Source organism: Vibrio sp. 1401, from assembly GCF_033340295.1.
The window spans coordinates 1-524 of the sequence record NZ_JAWOWF010000812.1 but is presented as its reverse complement, the minus strand read 5'-3'; the positions used below and the strand labels follow the sequence as shown (position 1 = coordinate 524).

Genomic DNA, 524 nt, shown 5'->3' with positions numbered 1-524 from the left:
TTCAGGTATCCAATAAGAATCTGTGGCGTTGTCAACTTGAAGACGACACCCTCTACATCATTGAGAAAGAAACCGATATGAATGACGTAAACACATCCGAAACACTCACAGACCACCAGCAACTGCCTGTGGAACTCACGTTCGACATTGGCCACCAAACCGTCACGCTGGAGCAACTCAACCAACTGCAACCGGGGTACGTTTTCGAGCTCAACCAACCGGTGTCTAAGCCCGTGACATTGCGCGCGAATGGTAAAATCATTGGAGAATGTGAACTGGTAAACGTCAACGATCATTTAGGTGTACGTGTGCTTGAATTATTCGGCGGCACTCAGGAGCCGGCATGATTCAGTTACCTGATGAGCTAAACCTCATTGTCAGCCTAGCACTGCTGGCATTGATCCCGTTTATCGCCATGATGGCGACCTCATTTGTAAAACTCGCGGTCGTGTTTTCGCTGCTGCGAAAGGCGCTTGGCGTACAACAGATTCCACCGAATATGGCGCTGTATGGCTTAGCGATCA

The 524-nt window shown here is 49.2% G+C and carries 2 pseudogenes; both read left to right on the top strand.

Annotated features, from left to right (window positions below):
* Positions 1-347 (top strand): annotated as a pseudogene (gene vscQ / locus R7Z77_RS28310) (SctQ family type III secretion system cytoplasmic ring protein VscQ); the annotation flags it as partial.
* Positions 344-524: pseudogene (vscR, locus tag R7Z77_RS28305) on the top strand (SctR family type III secretion system export apparatus subunit VscR); the annotation flags it as partial. The pseudogenes vscQ and vscR, both read left to right, overlap by 4 nt.